This is a genomic window from Enterococcus sp. 4G2_DIV0659 (assembly GCF_002140715.2).
Taxonomy (GTDB): Bacteria; Bacillota; Bacilli; order Lactobacillales; family Enterococcaceae; genus Enterococcus_L; species Enterococcus_L mansonii.
The window spans coordinates 3158902-3174572 of record NZ_NGLE02000001.1 but is presented as its reverse complement, the minus strand read 5'-3'; the positions used below and the strand labels follow the sequence as shown (position 1 = coordinate 3174572).

13 protein-coding genes are annotated in these 15671 nt (G+C 36.6%); all 13 read right to left on the bottom strand.

Annotated elements, in window-relative coordinates:
- Nucleotides 1-16 precede the first annotated feature (16 nt).
- The 13 genes from dnaK to nusA all read right to left on the bottom strand — a co-directional run bounded on the left by dnaK (nucleotide 17) and on the right by nusA (nucleotide 15650).
- Nucleotides 17-1846: a molecular chaperone DnaK gene (gene dnaK / locus A5880_RS14880; protein WP_086329851.1), complete on the bottom strand. Its 1830-nt coding sequence runs from the start codon at nucleotides 1844-1846 to the stop codon at nucleotides 17-19.
- Nucleotides 1847-1919: 73 nt separating this feature from the next.
- Nucleotides 1920-2462: a nucleotide exchange factor GrpE gene (gene grpE / locus A5880_RS14875; RefSeq protein ID WP_086329850.1), complete on the bottom strand. Its 543-nt coding sequence runs from the start codon at nucleotides 2460-2462 to the stop codon at nucleotides 1920-1922.
- A 60-nt stretch (nucleotides 2463-2522) separates the two neighbouring features.
- Nucleotides 2523-3566 (bottom strand): heat-inducible transcriptional repressor HrcA, encoded by a 1044-nt coding sequence (hrcA, locus tag A5880_RS14870; protein WP_086329849.1) that lies wholly within the window; start codon nucleotides 3564-3566, stop codon nucleotides 2523-2525.
- Nucleotides 3567-3833: 267 nt separating this feature from the next.
- Nucleotides 3834-4973, bottom strand: coding sequence for a radical SAM family heme chaperone HemW (gene hemW / locus A5880_RS14865; RefSeq protein WP_086329848.1), 1140 nt, complete (start codon nucleotides 4971-4973; stop codon nucleotides 3834-3836).
- A 1-nt stretch (nucleotide 4974) separates the two neighbouring features.
- A complete protein-coding gene (ribF, locus tag A5880_RS14860) occupies nucleotides 4975-5922 on the bottom strand; it encodes a riboflavin biosynthesis protein RibF (RefSeq protein WP_086329847.1) in 948 nt (315 codons plus the stop codon).
- Nucleotides 5923-5939: 17 nt separating this feature from the next.
- Entirely contained in the window at nucleotides 5940-6860 is a 921-nt protein-coding gene (gene truB / locus A5880_RS14855) for a tRNA pseudouridine(55) synthase TruB (protein ID WP_086329846.1), read from the bottom strand.
- A 222-nt stretch (nucleotides 6861-7082) separates the two neighbouring features.
- A complete protein-coding gene (locus tag A5880_RS14850) occupies nucleotides 7083-8894 on the bottom strand; it encodes a MucBP domain-containing protein (protein WP_336577213.1) in 1812 nt (603 codons plus the stop codon).
- A gap of 439 nt (nucleotides 8895-9333) precedes the next feature.
- On the bottom strand, nucleotides 9334-10599 hold the full coding sequence (locus tag A5880_RS14845; RefSeq protein ID WP_086330315.1) for a coiled-coil domain-containing protein: 1266 nt from the start codon (nucleotides 10597-10599) through the stop codon (nucleotides 9334-9336).
- Nucleotides 10600-10964: 365 nt separating this feature from the next.
- A complete protein-coding gene (gene rbfA, locus A5880_RS14840; protein WP_086329844.1) occupies nucleotides 10965-11315 on the bottom strand; it encodes a 30S ribosome-binding factor RbfA in 351 nt (116 codons plus the stop codon).
- Nucleotides 11316-11347: 32 nt separating this feature from the next.
- Nucleotides 11348-13849: a translation initiation factor IF-2 gene (gene infB / locus A5880_RS14835; protein WP_086329843.1), complete on the bottom strand. Its 2502-nt coding sequence runs from the start codon at nucleotides 13847-13849 to the stop codon at nucleotides 11348-11350.
- 12 nt (nucleotides 13850-13861) lie between these two features.
- Nucleotides 13862-14164 (bottom strand): YlxQ-related RNA-binding protein, encoded by a 303-nt coding sequence (locus tag A5880_RS14830; protein WP_086329842.1) that lies wholly within the window; start codon nucleotides 14162-14164, stop codon nucleotides 13862-13864.
- Nucleotides 14157-14453, bottom strand: coding sequence for an RNase P modulator RnpM (rnpM, locus tag A5880_RS14825; protein ID WP_086329840.1), 297 nt, complete (start codon nucleotides 14451-14453; stop codon nucleotides 14157-14159). The genes A5880_RS14830 and rnpM overlap by 8 nt, the downstream gene beginning before the upstream one ends.
- An 18-nt stretch (nucleotides 14454-14471) precedes the next feature.
- A complete protein-coding gene (gene nusA, locus A5880_RS14820) occupies nucleotides 14472-15650 on the bottom strand; it encodes a transcription termination factor NusA (RefSeq protein ID WP_086329839.1) in 1179 nt (392 codons plus the stop codon).
- Nucleotides 15651-15671: the final 21 nt, after the last annotated feature.

Below are 15671 nucleotides of genomic sequence, written 5' to 3'. Positions count from 1 at the left end.
GCCAGCTTGTTAACGATTATTTATCGTCGCCTTCTACTTCTTCAAAGTCAGCATCTACAACATCATCTGCTCCACCTTGTGCAGCTTCAGGATTTTCTTGCGCTTGTTGTTGCGCTGCTTGTTCATAAAGTTTTACTGTTAAGTTTTGAACGATTTCGTTTAATGCATCACGTTTTTCTTTCATTTGTTCGATATCGTTCGCTTCAACAGCAGCTTTTAACTCATCACGAGCGTCTTCTGCTTTTTTCACTTCATCAGCGTCCACTTTGCCTTCTAATTCTTTCAATGTTTTATCAACAGTGAATAACAACGCATCTACATCGTTACGTAAGTCAACTTCTTCTTTACGTGCTTTATCTGCTTCAGCATTAGATTCAGCATCTTTTACCATACGTTCAATTTCTTCATCTGATAAACCTGAAGAAGATTTGATTGTAATTGTTTGTTCTTTTTGTGTACCTAAATCTTTTGCACGTACGTTTACGATACCATTTTTATCGATATCAAAGCTTACTTCAATTTGTGGCACACCACGAGGAGCAGCTGGAATATCTGTTAATTGGAAACGACCTAATGTTTTGTTATCTGCTGACATTGGGCGTTCACCTTGTAATACATGGATATCTACGGCTGGTTGATTGTCTGCTGCAGTTGAGAAGACTTGTGATTTACTTGTTGGGATCGTTGTATTACGATCGATCAATTTAGTAAACACGCCGCCCATTGTTTCGATACCTAATGATAATGGTGTTACGTCTAATAATACAACGTCTTTTACATCACCTGTGATAACGCCACCTTGGATTGCAGCACCCATCGCTACTACTTCATCAGGGTTTACTGATTTATTTGGCTCTTTGTTTGTTTCTTTACGTACAGCTTCAACTACGGCTGGAATACGAGTAGATCCACCGACTAAGATTACTTCATCGATTTCAGATGGGTTCAAACCAGCATCTTTCAAAGCTTGACGTACAGGTGTTTTTGTACGTTCTACTAAGTCACTTGTTAATTCATCAAATTTCGCGCGAGTTAAGTTCATTTCTAAGTGCAATGGACCAGCGTCTCCTGCTGTGATAAACGGTAAGCTGATTTGTGTTGAAGTAACACCTGATAAATCTTTTTTCGCTTTTTCAGCCGCATCTTTCAAACGTTGAACAGCCATTTTATCTTGTGATAAATCTACGCCGTTTTCTTTTTTGAATTCAGCAACCATGTAGTCGATGATTTTGTTATCAAAGTCATCCCCACCAAGGTCATTATCCCCAGCAGTTGATAATACGTCAAATACGCCATCACCTAATTCAAGGATAGATACGTCAAATGTACCACCACCAAGGTCAAATACTAATACTTTTTCGTCTTTATCTGTTTTATCTAAACCATAAGCTAATGCTGCAGCTGTTGGCTCGTTAACAATACGTTCTACTTCTAAACCAGCGATTTTACCAGCGTCTTTTGTTGCTTGACGTTGGGCATCGTTGAAGTATGCTGGAACTGTGATAACAGCTTTGTCTACTTTTTCACCTAGATATTCTTCTGCGAAACCTTTTAGATATTGTAAGATCATTGCAGAAATTTCTTGTGGTGTGTAAGATTTTCCATCTGCTTCTACTTTGTATCCCGCTTCGCCCATATGACGTTTAATTGATGCAATTGTATGTGGATTTGTCACTGCTTGACGTTTTGCCACTTCTCCAACTTGGATTTCTCCATTTTTGAATGACACAACTGAAGGTGTTGTACGGTTACCTTCTGGATTTGCAATGATTTTTGCTTCTCCGCCTTCTAATACTGCAACTGCTGAGTTTGTTGTTCCTAAGTCAATACCAATAATTTTACTCATAATTAATGATCTCCTGTCTTCATTTTGATTTTTTAAATTTAATTTATATCATACAAGCATTATTTCATGCTACTTATTGGGCAACGATAACCATGCTTGCTCGTAAAACGCGATCGTGTAGTTTATATCCTTTTTGTAGCACTTCAACGATTGTATCCGCAGGTGTTTCTTCACTTGCTGGAATCGTTTGAACTGCTTGATGTAAATTAGGGTCGAATGTTTCACCCATTGTCGGAATTTCTTCGATGCCTTCTTCTTTCAATGCAGCTTGTACACTTTCAAGAACCATTGAGATTCCTTTTTTCAAGCTTGCACCTTGTTCATCATCTACTTCAATTGCCATTGCACGCTCTAAGTTATCAATTGAAGGTAATAACTTTTTACCCAAATCTTGCGAACGATAACGAACTAGAAGTTCACGTTCATTTTTAAAACGATTGCTCATATTAGCAATTTCAGCACGTGCTCTTAGAAATTTGTCTTCCATTTCTGATAGTTCAGCTTGGGTTTTCTCAAGTTCTGTTAATTCAACTTCTGTTTCAGAAGCCGTTGATTCATCAACTGATTCAACTTGTTCTTCTTGTAACTCTTCGTTTGTTTCCTCTTTTTTACTCACTATGCAACTTCCCTTCTCATTTCCGTAGAATTATTAGAATTCTATCTTTCAACTTTTTACTTACTCATCAAGATAGCGATAATAAGCACCAAGTTTTGAAGCTAATTCATGGCGAAAAACATCCACTAGACCAAACATTTTGGAATAAGGCATACTTGTAGGACCTAATAAAGCAATTGTCCCCTTACCATGACCTGCGACTTCATATGTCGCTGTAATCATACTCATGTTATCAAGTAAATCATTTCCTATTTCTGAACCGATCCGAATGGCTATTTGTGTATCTGTTCTTTCATCTGTCGTTAGTAGATGCGTAATCGCATCCGTGTTTTGCATAAAAGAATAAACAGATTTTAGTTGCTCAATGTCCTTTTGTGCGCTGAAATTTAAAAGGTTCATCCGACCACTGACGAATACTTTTTCTTCAAATGCATGCCCTAACATTGCATCAAATAAATTCATCATACCATCAGGCGTTTGAAAATACCGATGCAAAATCATTGGGATCTCTGTTCGCAATCGATGATAGACCGTCAAGAGTGGTTGTCCAACTAATTTATCATTAATGATTTGAGTCATTTTCTCTAAATCTTGACTTGAAATAGATGCTGGTATCGCAAATACCTGACTTTCAACATTGCCTTTGTCAGTAACGATGATTGCTATGATTTGCCGTTCATTTAGTGGCACGATTCTAAAACCAGTCAATCTTCTTTCCTTTACTTCTGGACCTAAAGAAAAAGCTGTGTAACTTGTTAAGTCAGAAAGAATTTCAGCAGATTGTTCAATGATATCATTGATTTCGTGGAATTCTTTGCCTAACGAATGACGAATTGTTTCCAACTCATCACGCTCAATTTCAGCTGGACTTAATAAATGATCCACATAATAACGATAACCATCCATAGAAGGAATTCTACCAGAAGACGAATGTGTCTTTAGTAAAAGTCCGTGCTCTTCCAAGGATTTCATGTCATTACGAATTGTAGCAGAACTTGATTGGATTCCTTCATCCATCAATTTCTTTGACCCTACAGGCATCCCTGTATTCGTGTATTCTTGGATGATAAGCCGCAAAATATTCTTTTGTCTTTCAGTTATCATAGTTACCACCCTTCATTAGCACTCATGTTATTCAAGTGCTAATACAATTATTAATATAGCAAGTTCTTTTAGAATTGTCAAGAGAAAAACATACTTTTTTAGCACTCTTTGATACAGAGTGCTAAAACATAAAAAAGGTATGAAACAAAAGTAAAAACCACTTTTGTTTCATACCCTAAATACAAATCGACAACGGGATTAGACGTGCCCCTTTTGTCCTTAGAGGTTAAATCCTTTCTGTCCCGACTTCTATTAAAATTCAACTATTTATTCCTTATCTATCAAAAAGGCTTCAAATACATCATTCCCAACAAATAAACCTTGTTCGCTAAGTTGGAGGTAATCGGCTGTTTCGACTAATAGCTCTTTTTGAACCAATTCAGGAATTATTTTTTCGTAAACTTGATTTATAGATAGACCAAATTTGTCTTTAAATCGTTGTTTCGACACACCATCTTTTTTACGCAATCCTAAAAATAATTCTTCTTCCATTTGATTGTTCAACGTAAGAATTTCTGTTTCGACTGTTGGCAATTTATTCTCTCGTAACGGCTTCAGATAATGCTGAATTGGTCCATGATTTTTGTAGCGGGTATGTCCTAAATAACCGCTAGCTCCTGCTCCAAACCCATAATAATGTTCATTATTCCAATAAACCAAATTATGTTTGCTTTCCTGGCCTTTTAATGCGAAATTACTCACTTCATATTGATATCGACCAGCTTTTTCCATGGCTACGATTGTTTCTTCGAACATCTGCGCTTCAATATCTTGATCTGGCAACTGTAAACGTCCTTGACGAACCCAATTCATAAACATTGTTTTATTTTCTAAAATTAAAGAATAGAGAGAGTAATGCGGTAAATTCAGTTCAATCGCTCGATTTAATGTATCACGAAAGCCTTCTAATGTCTGTCCTGGTAATGCATAAATCAAATCAATACTAACATTTAAGAAATCTTCTTTTTCTAAAAGTTTCATTGTTTCATAAACATCTTCTGCGGTGTGTTTGCGTCCGATCTTTTTCAACAATTGATTATCAAATGTCTGTACCCCCATTGATAGACGGTTAACACCGTACGCTTTCATCACATGCAACTTTTCCTGCGTTAAATCTCCTGGATTTGCCTCTATTGTAAACTCGTTTTTATTATCAAAAGGCAACAACTCTTGCACACCTTCCAGTAATACAGCTAATTGTTTGGCAGATAATGAGGTTGGTGTCCCACCACCAATGTAAATGGTTTCGATAGTATCGCTTGGATATTGCTCTTTGGTTAAACGAATTTCTGTCAGTAGACTTTGAATATACTCATCAACTGGTTGTCCTTCTAAAAAGACTTTGTTAAAATCGCAGTAGAAACAAATATGTTCACAAAACGGGATATGGATATATGCTGAGGTCATATTAATCCTCACTTTCCCAAAAATAGGCCGCTGTGTCAACTTCATCTTGTTTCAATTGAATAATCAAATTATCCGCTCCATCAAATTTGACTTGGTCACGTAAATAATGATTCCAACGAACCGTCACTTGTTCACCATAGATATCTTGATGGAAATTCAAAATGTAAACTTCCACTGTCAATTCACGACCATCACCAAAAGTATCATTATGGCCTATTGACCCCATACCAACATACCAAGTATTACCAACCTGAATTTTTACCGCATACACTCCGATTCTAGGTAAACGCACAGTGCTTTTCACCTTGATATTAGCTGTCGGAAACCCCAATAATCGTCCTCTAGCATCACCATGAACCACAGTACCCTCAGTTTCATACACGTAACCTAACAGTTCAGTAACTTCTCCCATTCGCCCATGTTCCATCAATTCTCGGATCCGGGTTGAACTAATTTTTTCACCGTCTAATTCTTCCTTATTCACCGTAATAACTTCAAATCGATTATTTGCATATCCAGGCAAATGAGCAACATCTGCTACTTCCTTCGGTCCATAGGTATAATCAAATCCTGAAACAGCAGCTACTGCATTCAATCCAACAATATATTGGTCAACAAATTCTTGCGGAGCTAGATGGGCAAAAGCAGAAGTAAATTCAATTACATATAAAATATCTACTCCTTGTTTTTCCATTAGCTGTTCTTTTTGCTCTAAGCTGTTTAAGTATTTCATATGCTCTGGCAATACTTTTTGAAAAACAATTGAAGGGTGCTGATTAAAGGTCATTACAGCCAATTTCACACCTTTTTTTTCAGCAATTTTTTTGCCAGTTTCAATTACTTTTTGATGACCTTTGTGCACACCATCAAAAAATCCTAGTACCATAACAACTTCATCAGTTGGAATTTGCTCTGCACTATAGGGGTGACGTATTGGAATAACTTGCATATTAAAACTTCTTTCTATTAATTATTTCTTAGTACTTTGCTTGGTTTTAACATATTGGTTTTTGTTGGGTGCGCCATATATAAACTAACAACTTGATCTTGATAAAATAAGGCGATTAAGTCTTTGGGCATCTCTTTTAGTCCCAATTCAACACGGCTTAAGCGCATGCCATTTTTTACTTTTTGGTAAAGCTCAACTGATAAATCAATGCGTGGAAATTGTCCAATGGCTGTTTCGATTGGTAATAACGTTTCATCAATGTTGTTTTTCGCCATTCTTTCTGCGACTTGCTCTAGCGTCAAACATTGTTCAGCAGTTAACCCTCCGCTTGCTGTACGCGTTAAATCAGACATGTGGGCAGGAACACCTAAAGCTACACCCGTGTCTACCGACAAAGTTCTTACGTAGGTTCCTTTGCCACATTCTACTTTAAAACGCCAGCTTTGGGTTCCTCTTTCTGTATTAAATACAGGATCACTCGTCCGCTGAAATGAATAAATCATCGCTTTTCTTACAGGTCGTTCGACTTCTTCTCCATTCCTAGCATATTCATAGAGGCGTTTTCCATTGACTTTGACCGCTGAAAACATTGGTGGAATTTGGGTAATCATGCCTGTCATTTTCTCCATTGCAGCATCAATTTCTTCATTCGAGAATGCTTTTGAAAGAGTCACATTCTCCACTATTTCTCCACTAGCATCTTCTGTTGTTGTGGAAAAACCAAGCGTAATTTCTCCTTCATAAGTCTTTCCAGAATCAACCATGTATTCAATTACTTTCGTTCCTTTACCGACACAAATAGGCAAAACACCTGACACATCGGGATCAAGTGTACCGCCGTGACCAATTTTTTTTGTATGTAAAATTTTCCTAAGTTTAAAGACACAGTCATGACTTGTCATGCCAGCTTCTTTCCATAAGGGTAAAATACCGTCCATTATTTTCCTCCATTTAGGTTACTAACTTATTTATTATAGCATAGAAGGGTAGAAAAATTCAGTTAAAAAACTAGCCACTTCTCTAAATAAAAATAAACGAAATGAAGCAATCTAAAAAAACTTTTGATATTCTAGTGAATAAAAAAACTAGGGAAAATAATAGTAGACAGCAAATGTATTCCATCTATAATAAATTCCCTAATTATTTCTATATTACTTTATTTATTTTTTTTCAACAACATTGAATGTCACATCAAATGTTTTATAATGTTTAGAATTTAGAGGTCTCGCTCCACTTTCCCAGTCCGAATCCTCTATACCATCTACTCTATCCCATCCATACTGTGTTACATACTGATCCCAGACACGGATTTGAACTGTTTGTTGGCCAAGCTTGGAAAGGTCTGGTATGTTAACAAATTTCGACCTGGTTCCTCCAGCACTGGATAATTCTTTATAAAATACTTCTGGTTTAATATTAAATGAAGAATCTTTTTGGATATCCATTTCATTTTTAATTATCTGTAAATCTAAGTTTGGAGCAATCTCATAATAACCAGAAAAATCTAGGATACCGTTACCGAAAGAGGGACCTGTAAAGGCGCTACTACTCTTGATCCATTGCTCTTTTTGAGCATCCCATTGTTCGACAAAGTATTTATAAGAAGTACTTATTGCGAAAGCCAATCTATCAGAACTATCTTCATTATAAGTCTTTTTTATGGTAATTTCATTAAATGAATTAGAAAGGTTTGCTTTGAAATATGCAAATTCAGTACTTCCATAAACTCTGGTCTCATCATTTATTTGAACGCTAGAACTCTCTGGAATCGTTCTCGTCCATTTTGTAGATACACCCTCTAGCTTCAATTCATCTCCAATTAAGTAGCCTAATTTTTTTTGTTGTTTTGCTAGTGCTTTTTCAATGTCTTTTCCGATCAATTGATTAGACATTCTATCTGCTTCTTTCTCTGCAAAATTTCTTACATCATAAGCGACTCTAGTATAAGCATAAGTGACCGTTTGGGGTTCAGTAGTAAACACGCCAGATGTGTTTTGTGTCTTTTTATCTACTCGGTATCCTTGAATAAATTTAGGTTTTGTTTCATAGGTCTCACCAATATTTCCAGTTATTGTGTCAGATGTAGCTAATTCAGTACCATTTGGAAAATTCCACCATTCATGCTCAACATACTTTATCGTTATAGGAGCAGCTTGTTTTGGCGGCTCAACCGTTTTAGAAATATTAATAGAACCAATATAACCAGCGCTAAAATTCTCAACAACAATCAAGGGATTTGTTTCATTTTCTCCTACTTTAAAGGTTTTTGTCACTCTATAATATCCTTTTTCTGCCAATTGCTCTTTAGATGCAAATGTATTAAGCAACTCTCGGCTATCCTTGCCTGCTGGATCCTCTTTTAAAGAAACTTTAACTCGATTGCTTTCTGGTTTACCATTTACGGGTTTAACATAGATCGTCACACGATATTCTGTTCCTTTTTTTAACCCATCATTCTCAGTAAAGTGTTTATATATACTTGAATGACTATCAGAATAGAATGTATAATCACCAATTAAGGCCTCTTTAGGATTATGTTGAAGTTGAACATCATGACCAGAAAACATTTTCCAACCAGATGCTTGACCATTTGGCCATGTATTATTAATTCTCACACTTACTTTAATTGTCTTTTCTGCCACTTCATTTCGACTATTTTTCACTCGATAGGTCACTTTATAATTACCAGGTACTGAACTATTCACATCATTATGGATAACCTCAATTTTATTCGTTAAATCTCCAGCCATTTTGTCAGTCGCCTCTAAACCTATTCTTTTGTCAAATGGATCAAATTTTTCATCCTGATCAATTTCTAAATCATGCGCTTTTAATCCAACTGCATAAAAATTAAACTCTGCTTTATCCTGATTAACACGTTGCTCATTCGCAAAAACCTCTTGATTGACGCTAGTAAGTATACTAAAAGAAAATACTACAGTTAACACTGATGGTAGAATTCGCTTTTTCATAAAAAATCCCCTCCAAATTAATTTCTATGTTTTTTTCAAAGAAACGAAAATACCGAACTCTTTGTAAATTTATTTTATCAAATTATTTTTGAGTAAATATATCAAAAAAGTTCATAATGAAGAAAAAAAAGGGCAATTTACTATTTAAAATAAAAAATAATTTTAATATTCCATATTAAAACGAGCATACATTACAGTTAGCACTTTATTTATAACCATCTTCAAGAGCGTATAAAAAAACAAAAAGATTTCCTTTCGCTCATTTTTGTTCACTTATTAGTACTTTATGATCCAACATCCTAAAAAAACCCGCAATGCATGAAGACATTACGGGGGCTTTTAAAAGAAGCTACTAAAGAATCTGACTTCTTAAAATCGTTTATTCAACTATTTAGTAACATTATAAATGAGCAAAATGGATTAGGAATGGCCTCTGTTATTATGCAGAATGTCCTACAATCACGTCACCCACGTAACCGAATCCGACACGTGTCATACCAGGATTTAATTCCCAATCACGATGTCCTGTTCCTGATGGAGATACCATATTTGTTTCGTTATACCAAGCCATGATCACAGAATTTCCTGGAGCAAACATGAACGCAATCACTTCGTCCCCTCTGTTCCAATGATCTGATGGTATTTGGAAATCTTGCATAAGTGACGCTCTACTTGTAGCAGAAGCTGCAAGACCAGCATCCCAACTTACAGGACTCAACCCATGGGCTGCTCGTAAAGCATTTAACGCTTGGAATGTTGCATCACCAGAGGTAGCTGGCGGTGTCACTGGAACATCAGGCGTTTCTGACGGTTTGGTCGTTCCTGGGTTATTTGTATTATTATCAGTAATATTTTCTTCTGGCTTACTTGAACTTGGCTCTTCAGTATTGTTAGAAGTAGAAGGCGCCGTGGTTGTCTCACTAGACTCTTCTTTTTGAACAGATTGTTTCTCTGTTGCTTTAGATGAATCGCTAGAAGCAGCAACTTTTTTCTCTTCTTTATTTTTCGCTTCCGTTGCAACCTGAGCTTTTAATGCTTCTTGTTGTTGCTTCAATAGTGAATTTTTTGCATTTTCAGCACCAGATGTTTCCGACTCAGCCTTTGCTTTTAGTACATTCAAGTCTGCCTGTTTCGCAATTAAATTTTCTTTCTTTTTTTCAAGTTTAGTACTTGCCTCTTCTATAGAGGTTAGATTGTTTTCAATCGTCGTTTTTTTATCTTCTATAAGCAATTTATCTTGTTTTTGTTGCTCAACCAATTCATTATTAGCTGTCAAAATGGAAGATATTGCTTGAGCTCTTCCGACCGCGTCAGAAATTGATTTTGAATTTAAAAGAATATCAAGAATTTGAGTGCCTTGTCCATTTACTTGAACATTTCTGCCTTGTTTACGTATCGCTTCAGTTCGTTTATTGATTCGCACGTCCAAAGCAACAATATCTTTTTTGAGTTGCTCAGATTCTTGTGCTAAATTTGTTTTTTGTTTATTTAAAGCGATTCCTTCATCAAAAATCGAAGCTATCTCTTCTTCTAGCTCAGTGATTTGTGAAGTTATCCCATTTTGTTTCTCTTTTAACGCTGAAATTTCTTGATCTTGTTGTTTTATTTTTTTATCAACTGTCTCAGCTAACGAACTTATCGGCATCATCGTACCTGCAACTGTAATCATGCACACTGCTACTAATGACCATCTTTTTTTCTTCACCATGAAACCTCCAATTTCTTTATTAGCGACTTTAATTAGATTTGTAATATATCATATCATAAATTTTTTTTATTTAATCGAAAAAAACATTACATTTTCTTTCAATACAGTTACAAAAATCAACTATATTACAAGTGTAAATAATCACTATTAAAATGAGTAACAAATTGGAAACTCCAAATAAAAAAAGTCTGGAACATAACTCTACGAGTCACATCCCAAACTTAAGGAATTCGAATAAACGGTGGGAGAAAAAGCAAATTCTTCGGAAATAAGCTGAAATTCACAAAAATTTGAAGATTAATTTTCGTGAATCCCTTCTTATTTCTCGGAGTTAAACACTTCTGTTCCAAGCTCCATTATTTCTATTCTCCTTGATTCAACTTACGAATCAAGTCATCAATATGATTCCCATATTGAACAGATTCATCTTTTTCAAAAATCAATTCTGGCGTTTTATATAATGTTAAACGCTGACCTAATTCTTTACGGATCAATCCTTTTGCTTTATCTAATCCTTGTTGCGCTTTTTGTTGATCAGAAGCTAAATCAGATAACAAACTGTAATAAATCGTCGCTTGTTGTAGATCACCAGTCACCCGAACATCGGTAATCGTAATCTCTTGCACACGCGGGTCTCTAACACGTTTTCTCAAGATATCATTGATTTCCCGCATGATTTCTTGACCCACTCGGCGGTCACGATAATTTGCCATACTGTTTCCCCTTCTTTCTTACTTTTATATTATTAATTTTTGATTTCTTCCATCACAAAACCTTCGATGACATCATCAACTTTAAGGTCATTGAAGTTTTCAACCATGGCACCACATTCAAAGCCAAGTTTAACTTCTTTAGCGTCGTCTTTGAAGCGTTTCAAACTAGATAATTTGCCTTCAAAAATAACAATTCCGTCACGGATTACACGAACACCACTATCACGGCGGATAGATCCTTCAGTAACATAACATCCAGCAATCGTTCCGACTTTCGAAACTTTATACAATTCACGAACCGTCATTTGACCTGTGATTTTTTCTTCGAATTCAGGATCAAGCATTCCTTTCATCGCTGTTTCGATTTCTTCGATTGCTTTATAGATAATCCGGTGTAAACGAATATCTACTTCTTCTTGTTCCGCTTGTTGTTTTGCTTGCGGTGTTGGACGCACATTAAATCCGATAATGATTGCATTACTTGCCGCAGCAAGAGTAACATCACTTTCGTTGATCGCACCTACAGCAGAGTGAACGATTTTCACACGAACGCCTTCAACATCGATTTTTTGCAAACTTGCAGCTAATGCTTCTGCTGTCCCTTGTACATCTGCTTTAATAATAACATTAACATCTTTTAATTCGCCTTCTTTAAGACTTTCAAATAGATTGTCTAACGTCACACGGCTGCTAGCTGAACGTTGTTCAAGTACAGCACGTTTACCACGTTCTTCACCAGCTTGACGAGCGGTTTTCTCATCTTCAAAGACCACAAAACGATCTCCTGCTTGAGGTACATCATTCAATCCAGTAATTTCAACTGGAGTAGCAGGTCCTACAGCTTTGTCACGGCGACCAATATCATTCGTCATCACACGAACTCGACCAAATGTGTTTCCGACAACGATTGGATCTCCAACTTTCAATGAACCTTGTTGAACAAGTAATGTTGCAACTGGTCCTTTTCCTTTATCAAGACGTGCCTCAATTACAGTACCGATAGCACGTTGTGTTGGATCTGCCTTCAAGTCTTCTACTTCTGCAATTAAAAGAATATTTTCTAATAATTCGTCGATGTTTTGGTTGAATTTAGCTGAGATATTGACGAAAATCGTATCTCCGCCCCACTCTTCTGGAATCAATCCGTGTTCACTTAATTCTTGTTTTACGTGATCTGGATTAGCACCTGGTTTATCTACTTTATTAACCGCTACGATAATTGGCACTTCAGCCGCTTTCGCATGATTGATTGCTTCGATTGTTTGCGGCATTACACCATCATCTGCAGCAACGACTAAGATTGTAATATCAGTAATACCTGCTCCGCGTGCACGCATACTTGTGAAAGCCGCATGTCCTGGTGTGTCCAAGAAAGTGATTGGTTTACCATCAATATCGATTTGGTATGCACCGATATGTTGTGTAATACCGCCTGCTTCACCTGAAGTTACTCGTGAATTACGTAAAGTATCAAGTAACGTTGTTTTACCATGGTCAACGTGACCCATAATCGTTACAACTGGTGGACGTGTCACAAGATTTTCTTCAACTAAAGCTTCCGGTTCAAAGAATTTATCGATATCAGCAACATCTACTTGAACTTTTTCTTGCGGTTCCATACCATAATCAACAGCCAACAGTTCAATCGTTTCTTTATCTAGCGATTGGTTTTGGTTGACCATTACGCCCATCATAAAGAGTTTTTTGATAATTTCAGCTGGTTCACGGTGAATCTTCTTCGCGATATCTGCTACGTTCATGCCTTCTGTATATTCTAATACATCTGGCAATTCACGGAACTTACGCGCTGGTACTGCTGGTTTGGTTGATTCTTGGTACTTGCCTTTTTTCCCTTTTTTGTTGAATCTGTTGCGGTTTTGGTTGTTATAGCCACCATTACGGTTACGATTTTGACCTCCGCCTCCGCCAAAACTACTGTTGCGGTTTCCAGTATTACTATTAGTCCGGTTTTGATTGCCTTGGTTGTTATTGCTTTGTCCTTGTTGTGGACGGTTTTGCGTCGTATTTTGTGTATTACGATTTTGGTTGTTGTTATTTTGATTGTTACGGTTTTGGTTATTTGCTTGTCCTGATTGTGCTGGACGATTTTGGTTGTTTTGTTGTGTTCGGTTTTGAGTCATATTTTGGCTGCTTCCTTGCATGTTTCGATTTTGGTTGTTACGATTTTGGTTATTTTGTTGTCCTGATTGTGCTGGACGGTTCTGGTTATTTTGTTGTGGACGGTTTTGTTGTCCGTTTTGTTGTTGGTTTGGTCTATTTCCATTTTGGTTAGCTGGTTTTGGATTTGCTGGTTTTGTTTGTGGTTGTCCACCATGTACTTTAGCTACAGGTTTTTGTTGTCCTTGTGCAGGCTTATTTCCTCCGAATGCTTGACGAAGTTTTGATTCATCATCAGAAGAGAGCGCGCCCATGTGATTTTTAACATCCATCCCTAAAGCATGTGCTTTCTCCACAACATCTTTACTTGATTGATTGATTTCTTTTGCTAATTCATAAACTCTTTTTTTCCCCATGCAATCACCTTCCTAACCTTTGATTAGTTCCTTGAACTTGGTTGCAAAGCCTTGATCATTAATACCGATCACCATGCGTGTTCTGCCTATCGCTTGACTCAACTCAGAGTGAGCAAACAATTCATTGCAAGGAACGTTGTAATAAGAACATTTGTCCTTAATTTTTTTTCTTGTGTTGTCACTGGCATCAGATGCAACAAAAACAAATTTTGCTTTGTTGCTACGAATATCACCGATTGTTAATTCTTCTCCAGTGACTAATTTCCCAGCTCTCATAGCCAAACCTAATAAATTTAATATTTTTTCTTTATCCATTGCCAAACAACTCTTTACGGGCTTTTTGGTGTTCAACATACTCTAACAATTCTTGATAAAAACTATCTGTCAATTTTGTTTCTAGTACTCGATCTAAGATATGTTTATCCCACGCTTCTTGGACTTCTTTTGGTTCAAGCGCAACGTAGGCTCCACGACCAGCCATCTTTCCAGTCGGGTCAATCGCAACTTCGCCTTCTTTAGAACGCGTGATTCGAACTAATTCTTTTTTCGGTTTCATTTCGCCTGAAACAACAGATTTACGTAGCGGGATTTTTCTTTTTTTCATTTTATTCCCTCCAAATCCTTAGACTTGTTCTTCGTTTTCTGCAACTTGTTCTTCAAATTCTACATTCTCATAATCATCAGCAGTCATATCAGATGTAACGATTGCTTCGTCATGTTCTTCTTCTGCTGGTGTTTCTTGTTGTGCTTGTTGGGCATAGTACTCTTCCATTTCAGATTCAGGCTTGATATCGATTTTAAAGCCAGTCAATTTTGCTGCTAAGCGAGCATTTTGACCTCTTTTACCAATTGCAAGAGATAACTGATAGTCAGGAACAACAACGGTACAAGCTTTGCTATTATTCGGATCAAAAATAACATCAACTACTTGTGCTGGATTCAGTGCATTACTGATGAAAATCGCAGGATCTTCATTCCATTCGACGATATCCATATTCTCCCCTTTTAATTCGTTAACGATTGCTTGTACACGTTGACCTTTTGGCCCTACACAAGTCCCTACAGGATCAATGTTTGAATCAGTTGAACGTACGGAAACTTTTGAACGGTCTCCTGCTTCACGAGCAATGCTGACAATCTCTACAATGCCATCATACACTTCTGGGATTTCTTGTTCAAATAATCGCTTCAGTAAATCTGGATGACTACGGCTAACAAAAACTTGTGGGCCTTTTGATGTATTCTCAACACGCGAAACGTATACTTTAATGCGGTCATGCGGTTGATAAAATTCATTTGGCATTTGATCTTGTTTTGATAAAACTGCTTCGATTTTACCTAAATTCACATAGATATAGCGACGATCTTGTCTTTCAACGATTCCTTGCATGATATCATTTTCATACGCGCTAAATTCATTATAAATAATATTTCTTTCAGCTTCACGAACACGTTGTAAAATCACTTGTTTAGCCGTTTGAGCCGCAATACGACCAAAATCTTTTGGTGTAACTTCAAAACGGATTTTATCTCCTAGTTCGTAGGCTTTATTTACTTCCATTGCTTCTTTTAATGATACTTCAAGTTGTGAATCCATCACTTCTTCTGTGACTTCTTTCACGGCATAAACATGGATATTTCCTTTTTTATTATCGAAATCTACTTCTACATTTTGGGCTTGCCCGTAATGTCTTTTGTATGCAGAAACTAAAGCTGCCTCCAACGCCTCAATCACAATCTCTTTAGAAATACCTTTTTCAGCTTCTAATGCATCTAATGCATTTAACATTTCTTTGCTCATTTTTTTATCATTTCCTCCTAC